General features: G+C 67.3%; 5 protein-coding genes. 4 read left to right on the forward strand and 1 reads right to left on the reverse strand.

Translation table 11 applies throughout. The features are described 5' to 3' along the window. Nucleotides 1–3 precede the first annotated feature (3 nt). Both M3N53_09910 and M3N53_09915 read left to right on the forward strand, forming a co-directional pair. Nucleotides 4–1,686, forward strand: a complete 1,683-nt coding sequence (locus tag M3N53_09910) for a carbamoyl phosphate synthase (GenBank protein ID MDP9068639.1) — start codon at nt 4–6, stop codon at nt 1,684–1,686. Next, nucleotides 1,683–3,539, forward strand: coding sequence for a hypothetical protein (locus M3N53_09915; protein ID MDP9068640.1), 1,857 nt, complete (start codon nt 1,683–1,685; stop codon nt 3,537–3,539). Before M3N53_09910 ends, M3N53_09915 begins: the two co-directional genes overlap by 4 nt. 10 nt (nt 3,540–3,549) lie before the next feature. On the opposite strand, the gene M3N53_09920 is transcribed toward M3N53_09915, so the two are convergent. Then, nucleotides 3,550–4,740 carry an acyl-CoA dehydrogenase family protein gene (locus M3N53_09920; GenBank protein ID MDP9068641.1) on the reverse strand — a complete coding sequence of 397 codons (1,191 nt, stop codon included), beginning with the start codon at nt 4,738–4,740 and terminating at the stop codon, nt 3,550–3,552. A gap of 101 nt (nt 4,741–4,841) precedes the next feature. Here M3N53_09920 and M3N53_09925 point away from each other — a divergent pair, with 101 nt between their 5' ends. Together M3N53_09925 and M3N53_09930 are read left to right on the forward strand one after the other, a co-directional pair. Continuing rightward, entirely contained in the window at nt 4,842–6,164 is a 1,323-nt protein-coding gene (locus tag M3N53_09925; protein MDP9068642.1) for a ribonucleotide-diphosphate reductase subunit beta, read from the forward strand. 70 nt (nt 6,165–6,234) lie between these two features. After that, nucleotides 6,235–8,361 carry a hypothetical protein gene (locus M3N53_09930; protein MDP9068643.1) on the forward strand — a complete coding sequence of 709 codons (2,127 nt, stop codon included), beginning with the start codon at nt 6,235–6,237 and terminating at the stop codon, nt 8,359–8,361. The last annotated feature ends 17 nt before the right edge of the window (nt 8,362–8,378 follow it).

Genomic DNA, 8,378 nt, shown 5'->3' on the forward strand with positions numbered 1-8,378 from the left:
GAGATGTTCTCGAAGATCCTCATCGCGAACCGCGGAGAGATCGCGGGGCGTATCGCCCGCACCTGTCGTGAGCTTGCGGTCGGCTCCGTCGCCGTCTACTCCGATGCGGACTCGGGCGCGCGCCACGTTCGCGCCGCCGACGAAGCGGTGCACCTGCCGGGCGTCGCTCCGGCGGACACGTACCTCAACGTCGGCGCGGTGCTGCAGGCCGCCCGCACCACCGGCGCAGAGGCGGTGCACCCCGGCTACGGGTTCCTGGCCGAGAGCGCAGATTTCGCGGAGGCCGTTACGGAGGTCGGCCTCGTATGGATCGGTCCTCCTCCCGACGCGATCAGAGCGGTGGGCGACAAGGTGTCGGCCCGCAACATCGCCACGAAGGCCGGCGTCCCTCTGGTGCCGGGCACGCTGGAACCGATCGAGGACCCGCAGCTGATAGTCGAGTTCGCTCGCACCCACGGGTATCCCGTGGCGATCAAGGCGTCGGGCGGCGGAGGGGGTCGCGGCTTGCGCGTCGCACGATCCGAAGAGGAGGTCGCTGAGGCCTTCGCGACCGCGCGCCGCGAGTCCGAGGCTTACTTCTCGAGCAGTGACGTCTACGTCGAGCGATATCTCGATGCTCCGAAGCACCTGGAGGTACAGATCCTGGCCCCCGATCCCACCGACGCTATGTGGCTGGGCGTGCGGGACTGCTCTTTGCAGCGGAGGCATCAGAAGCTCGTCGAGGAGACGCCGCCACCGCGGTTCGCAGAGAGGATGCCCGAGATGGGTGCGGCCGCGGTTGCGATGTCCAAGGCATGCGGCTACGTGAACGCGGGAACCGTCGAGATGTTGGTCGACGAAGACGGCGCCTTTTACTTCCTCGAGGTCAACTCGCGCCTCCAGGTCGAGCACACGGTTACCGAGGAGCTGTTCGGGGTGGATCTAGTGGCGTGCCAGCTGCGCATCGCCGCGGGAGAGCCGGTGGGACTCAGCCAGGCGGATCTCGACGACCGCGCGCGGGGGCACAGCATCGAGTGTCGGATCAACGCCGAGGATCCGGCCCGTGGTTTCCTGCCGTCGCCCGGGCTCATCACCCGCTACACGGAGCCAACCGGGGCGGGGGTCCGCGTGGACTCCGGTTATGCAGAAGGGGACTCCGTGCCGGAGGCGTACGACTCGCTGATCGCGAAGCTGATCACCTTCGGCGACGACCGCGAGCAGGCGCGTGCGCGGATGGTGCGTGCCCTGCAAGAGCTGGAGGTCGAGGGCATCCAGACGTCGATCCCGGCGCATCTCGTCCTGCTCGAAGAGTCCTCTTTCGTTGCCGGTATCCACACCACGAGGACGATCGAGGGTGAAGGCGTCCTGGATGACTTGATGCGCGCGCACCACGCCGCGGAAGAGGCCAACGTGTTGATGGTTCAGGGCCGCCCGGTGCGGCTGTGGCACCCGTCGATGGCGGCGTCCGCAGCGGCCGCCGTGCGAGCGGCCGCAGGTGGTGAGCTCGTCGCGCCGATGCAGGGCACGATCTTGAAGGTGCTCGCGGCTGAAGGTGATCGTGTCGAAGCCGGCGACGAGGTGGTGGTCCTGGAGGCGATGAAGATGGAGACGACCATCGCGGCCGCGCGCGCGGGCGTCATCACGGCGATGGCAGTCGGGCCGGGCGACACCGTCGGCGCCGGCGAGGTCGTAGCGGTCGTCGAGTGACCCCCGCGACGATCCTCGGCGGGCTCGGTCAGCTCCTCTTCCTCGGCGCCGTCGGGTGCGCGGCCGGCAACCTCGTCCTCGAACGCCTTCTTGGCTCCGAGGCGAGCGAGCGCGGCGGGGGGCCCGAGCGGGCGCTCGCCTCGATCGCAGGCGGGGCGCTTTTCTCCGTAGGGATGATGGTCACGCACATCGTGACTGGCGGCGCCGTATTCCTGTCGCGCTGGGTCGTCCCGGTCGCGGCGCTTGCGGTGCTGTGGGTCGGGCGCCGCCACCTGCGCGTCCCCCGAGGTGTACCGTGGTTGAAGCTCGCGGCGGCGGCTCTGATCCTCGGTGCGCTCTACGTGACGCCGGCCATCGCCGGCGGATCGAGCATCCGCACCGGCGATCCGCCTTGGCACCTGGGCTGGACGAACCAGCTGCTGGACGGCGAGCCGGTTCCGACGGGCCCGGCGCCGGAGTTCGGGCGCAACGCGTACCCCTGGGGTCTCCACGCGGTGATGGCAACATCGGTTCGGCTGGTGCCGGGATCCGATCCGCTGGTAGCGCTCGAGATGCTGCACCTCGTCGTGCTTGTCGGCATCCCGCTCGCCACCGCGTGTCTGGCGCGACTCGTTCGGTCTGACTCGGGCTGGGCGGCGGCCGCAGCCGCGGCGCTGATCGGCGGATTCGGCTGGGTCGAGGCCGGCGGCGCCGACTTCATCACCAGCCCCGGCGCCGCCCGCTACGGAGCCGATCTCGTCGTCGCGTCGCCGAACTCTGTTTACGAGCTCTTTCCGCCCGCTCTTCCGCGCGAGTTGGGGCTCGTGATGTTGGGCGCCGCCGCGTGGTTGATCGTGGCCGGCGCACGATCGAGCCGCCGCGGCGTCTGGACGGTCGCGGGAGCCGCGGTTGGGCTCGTCGGGCTTCTGAGCGTCCCCTTGTTCGTCACCGCGCTGCTGTGGCTGGTGGTCGCCACCGTCTTCGTGGCGCGCGGGTCGCGCCTCGGATGGATGGCGAGGTCGGGCATCGCGGCCGCGGCCGTTCTCGGGTTGTGGGCGGGTCCCGTTGCCTCGTACGCAGCTCGGTTCGGAGGGTTCGTGAACATCACTCCGCAGCTCGGGAAGGAATGGCCGCTTCCGGTCGCGCTGGGCTCGTGGGGGCTGCTCCTCCCGCTGGCGCTCACCGGGCTCGCGCTGGCGTGGCGGGGGAAGGGCTCGTCGTCACACCTCGCTGCGTTCGCCGGCGCAAGCACGCTTCTGTTGGCCCTTGCGATCATGCGCGGGCATCTCGAGTGGGACCTGGCAGGGAACGCGACACTGCTCCACCAGGGGCGCATGTGGCCCCCGATGCACCTGTTGGGCGCGGCGTTCGCGGGCGTGGCGCTGACGTGGATCTACAGGTCTTTGCGCGAGCGCAGTGCTTTGCTGAGCCTCGCCGCGGTCACCTGCCTGATGCTCCTCGGCGTGGCATCGCCCGCCGTTGCCTCGCGCGGCCTCCGCGACGTCATGGAGAGACAGGCCGCTGGGTTCCAGTACGGCAGTGTGGATCTCGAGGCCGATTCTTTCGCCAGACAAGCCGCGGCTTACCTCGGCCCTCGCGCCATCGTTCAGGTACACGGCAGCGACGACCTCGCATTCCTGCTGTTCCAGCTATCGGGAGCGAAGCTCGCGAGCTACGACGATCCGCGGCTGCCTCGCAACGACCTGCGGATCCGCTACGCGGAGCTCGCGGCCGCGTACGACCGCCAGATCGCCACCGGCGGGTTCGAGCCGACACATCTGGTTGCTCCTGCGAGCGAACGACCTAACGAAGGTTCGCTGGCGCGCGGCACGTTCGAGGGCCGAGAGTGGGTTCTGGTACAGCTAGACCGCTGAGGACCGTTCGTCAGGAGAGCAGCGCTCTCGCGATCACCATGCGCTGGATCTCCGACGTGCCTTCGAAGATCGTGTAGATCTTCGAGTCGCGGTACCACTTCTCGACGGGGAAGTCCTTGATGTAGCCGGCGCCGCCGAGGATCTGAACCGCCATCTCGGTCACCCTCACCGCCGTCTCGCCCGCCTTCAGCTTCGACATCGACCCCTCGGCTTTGTGGAAAGGCTGCCCGCTCGCCGCGAGCCACGCGGCCTTGTAGGTGAGGAGCCGCGATGCCTCGATCTCCGTTGCCATGTCGGCGAGGTGGTTCTGGATCGACTGGTGCTGCGAGATCGCTTGGCCGAAAGCCTGGCGCTCTTTCGAGTACTGCGTCGCGAACTCGAGGGCCGCGCGACCTATGCCGACGGCCTGGATCGCGACTGCCGGCCGCGTCACCTCGAAGGTCCGCAGCGCCGCGGAGGACCGACCGCTGGACTCGCCCCTCCGAGCCTTCTCCAGCTTCGCCTCGAGCTTGTCCATCCCGCCGAGCACGCGGTCGAGCGGGATCCGGCAATCCTCCAGCAGGACCTCGGACGTGTCCGAAGCCCGGATGCCCAGCTTCTTCTCTTTCTTGCCGGGCCTGATGCCGCCGTCGTCTTTGTGGATCACGAACGACGCCTGGCCGCGGTGCCCGAGCTCGGGATCCACCGTGGCGACGACGATGTAGACGTCGGCGTACTGCCCGTTGGTGATGTAGGTCTTCTGGCCATTCAGGACCCACTCGTCGCCCTCACGACGCGCCCGAGTCCGCAGAGACCGCACGTCCGACCCGGCCTGTGGCTCCGTCACCGCGAATGCGCCCAGCTTGGGGTCCTCGGGCGTCCCGAACATCTTCGGCGCCCACTCGAACAGCTGCTCTTGCGTCCCCACGCTCGCGAGTGCCGAGAGAGGCAGGCCCGTTCCCATGATCGAGAGCCCGATGCCCGCACAGCCCCAGAAGATCTCCTCCGCGATGAGGGGGAGCGTGAGGCCGGTCGGATCCTGCTGAGCCTGCAGGTAGATGTCGATGCCGTAGAGCCCCGCCTCGGCCGCCTTCTTCAGGACGGGCCACGGGAACTCTTCGCTCTCGTCGTACTCGGCGGCTACGGGGCGGATCTCTTTCTCCGCGAACTCGTGCGCCCACTTCTGTATCTCGATCTGCTCTTCGCTCAGCTGAAAATCCACCTTGCCTCCTCGCCGTCGGGCGCGCCGCGCGGCGCCGCCTGCCGATCCACGTCAAACTTGACCGCTCGGTCAAGTTACGTATGAGGAAGGATAGCGCCTCTATGCCAACTCGTCCTGCAGGTGCCGGCGAACCGGCGCGCGAAGGGGGAGACATGCCCGAAGAAGACGTCCAGAAGCCCGAAGCGATCTCGTACGAGAAGCTGTATCGACGGTGGGAGGAGAACCCGTGGAGCGCCATGGGGATCGACTTCACCGTCGACAAGCAGCACTGGCAGACCAAGCTCAACGACACGCAACGAGAAGCGGCGCTGTGGAACTACGCCCTGTTCCTCGTCGGCGAGGAGGCCGTCGCGCGGACGCTGACACCCGTGCTCGACGCCGCGCCGGATCATGCGCAGCAGATCTTCCTAACCACCCAAGTGGTCGACGAAGCACGCCACCACGTGTTCTTCGACCGCTTCATGCGCGAGGTTGCGGGACAGGGCACCGATACCGCCTCGACGCTACAGGCGATGGAACGTCATCTGACGTGGGGCTTCAGGCAGATCTTCGCGGAGCTGGAGCGCCTGACGGATGCGCTCCGAAAGAAACCGAAGGACCGTGCCCTCCTGGCGCAGTCGGTCGCGCTGTATCACGTGATCGTCGAAGGGGTCCTCGCGATCCCGGGCCAGCACTTCATCCAGCGTTACGTCGAGAAGCTCGACATCCTGCCGGGCTTCAGCCAAGGGATCACGAACGTCTCTCGCGACGAGTCGCGCCACGTCGCGTTCGGGATCAAGTTCCTCGGCGAGCTCATCAGGTCGTCGGCTGAGTGCCGGTCTGCTGTCATCGAGCTGTGGGAGCGCGTGACCCCGTGGGTGATCGGCGTCTTCGTCCCGCCGAACCGCGACCGGGCGTATGCGGAGTCGTTCGACTTCACCCTCGAAGAGATCTTCGCCTTCGGCCTGCGTTCTTACGAGACGAAGTTGCGCCGCGTCGGCGTCGACCCGTCGGAGATAAGGATGCTCGCGGTGCAGGACCTGTCGCTGTCGTACGAAGAACGCGCGCGGCGAGCCTGGGTGCTGATCGACGACGCTGTGATCGGCGATGACAACCTCGAGCCGCGCCTGAGTGCCGAGTCGTTCGAGATCCTGTTCCAGGGGATGGTCCAGACGCTCGACCTCGAGGTCGCGCGCTCGCTCGGCGGCCCGATCGAGTGGACCTTCACCGACGCCGATCCGTGGCACCTGGTGGTGACCAACGGTCATGCTGAAGCCAAGCCGGGCAAGGCCGGTCAAGCGGCGCTGCGTCTGGAGACGTCATCGGCCGATTGGGCGAAGATCGCGGTCGGGAGGGTCGACCCGCGCTGGGCGCTGCTGAAGAGACGGCTGAAGGTGCACGGACAACTGAGCGCAAAGGCGAAGCTCCCGCGCCTGTTCACCTGATCCCGCGCAACTTCGTCTGATTCGGGCCGTTATGTCTGGTGAGGCCCGAAGACGCAGAGGGGGATTCGCCATGGTGACCAGGACCCGTGCTTCAAGAGCCACGAAGAGCTTCATCGGTCTCCTGTCGGGGATCGCGCTCCTCATGCCCTTCGCTCCCCCCGCAGTTGCCAATCACGGGCAGGCGACGCTGAACGTGCGGCCGGAGTCCGCCTCTCGGCCGCTGGAGTCGTCGCACACGATGACGGCGGTCTTGAGCCAGCCTGCGACGGTCGAACGCGGAGCCATCAACGTCGACTTCGAGAACACCGGCGGCGTCAACGACGCGGACGGAACCACGTTCGATTCGCCTGATCTGACCTGCAGCATCGCCGCCGGTGAGACCAGTTGCAGCGTCACCTACACCGGAACCAACACCGGTCGCGATCTGTGGACCGCGTGGATCGACCACGACGGGAGGGACACCACCGTTGAAGCCGACCGGGCAGAGGGACGCAACGAGGACCGCGATCCGGGAACGGGAGGGTCGAACTGCAACGGTGCCGCCGCCGGGGGTGGGGAACCCGACTGCACCGACGTGGTGGAGGTGCTGTGGGGAACGGGGGCGTTGGACTGCGACGATGCAGAGGGTCCCGACACTGAGAGGAACACGAATCCCTCCGGCGGCGGCAACGTGAGCAACGAGGTCTACACCTGCACCCTCACAAACGCGCTGAGTCGGCCCGATACCGATGTGGTGGTCAAGGCCGAGGTGCTGAACGGGATCAACGATCCCGATGCAGAGGATGGCGTCTCGTTCGGCTCGCCCGACTACACCTGCACCACCGGCGACGGGACGCAAGGCTCGACCGCCGGCGCGTGCACCATCACGGTCACCCAGAACGAAACCGAGACGGGCACCGCTTCGATCTGCTTCTGGACGGGGACGGCGGCGGACGCCGAAATTCTCTGTGCCGATGAGCTGGTCGAGGAGAACCAAGAGCCGGAAGGAGCCGACGCTGGGAACGATCTCGCAGACTCGGTAGAGAAGACCTGGGCAGAGCGTTCCGCCGTGGGAGGCGGGCTCGACGCGGAGCCCGAGGACGCGAAGAGCGGCTTCGGCACGCATCAGGTCACGGCCAACATCTACGACCAGTTCGGCGCGCCGCTGAACGAGAACACGACCGTCTCCTTCGAGTTCTTCAGAGGGTCTCCCAGCGACACCGATGGGAACAGTCCAGAGTCTCCGGATCTGACCTGCACGACCGTGAACGACTCCACCTGCGTCGCCTCCTACACCCAGTCGACAGTTCCCGGAACAGATCTGATCTGCGTCTGGACGAATGATGCTCCCGCCATGACGGGGACCAACAACAACGGGACTTGTGACGGTGAAGCGGTGGTGGACGCGGACGATGCGGCGGGCTCGCCCGACGCGCCGGACGTGGCGGGCGATGACGTCGACGTCGTGCAGAAGATCTGGCAGAACCCGACGAACGCAGCCGTTCTGGATTGTTCGCCCGAGACGCAGAACGCACGCAGGAACACCTCGCCCACCATCACCTGCACCGCGACCGACGCCTCTGGAACGGCGGTGGCGGGGGCGGAGATCGACGCAGAGGCCACGGGAGTGAACGACCCGGATGCCGCAGACGCGCCGGCCCCGCCCGACTTCTCGTGCGTCACCGACGTGCAGGGGCGTTGCTCGTTCAGCCACGGACCTCGCGGCGTCGGCACGAGCGACGTTCAGGGACTTACGACATACCGCGCCTGGATCGATGCGGACAACGACAACGCCACGACCGAGGCCGACATGACCGAGGGGCAGAACGAGGTGTCGGTTCCGGGCGGCGCTGAGGGCGACGACACGGATGTCGTCACGATCACCTGGAGCGCGCTGAGATGTGACATCGCAGGTACGCCCGGCGCCGACCGGCTGGTGGGGAACCGCAACGCGCAGGTCATCTGCGGGCTGGGAGGAAACGACACGATCCTCGCCGGCAGCGGCAACGATCGCGTGCTTGGTGACGGGGGCAACGACGTCATCACGGGGCACGGCGGGAACGACCTGCTCGAGGGCGGTAGTGGCAACGACAAGATCGCCGGCAAGGACGGACGAGATGTCCTAAAGGGCAATAGCGGCCGCGACATCTTGTACGGAGGAGACGGTCGGGATCGGTGTTCGGGAGGACCCGGCCGAGACAAGGTGTCTGGTTGCTAAGCGGGACTGCGCCGTCG

Source organism: Actinomycetota bacterium (genome assembly GCA_030776625.1).
Classification (GTDB): domain Bacteria; phylum Actinomycetota; class CADDZG01; order CADDZG01; family WHSQ01; genus MB1-2.

What these genes read in the sequence shown, in the direction of transcription:
- M3N53_09910 (MDP9068639.1), top strand. Translation starts at nt 4, where the DNA reads ATGTTCTCGAAGATCCTCATCGCGAACCGCGGAGAGATCGCGGGGCGT.
- M3N53_09925 (MDP9068642.1), top strand. Translation starts at nt 4,842, where the DNA reads ATGCCAACTCGTCCTGCAGGTGCCGGCGAACCGGCGCGCGAAGGGGGA.
- M3N53_09930 (MDP9068643.1), top strand. Translation starts at nt 6,235, where the DNA reads ATGGTGACCAGGACCCGTGCTTCAAGAGCCACGAAGAGCTTCATCGGT.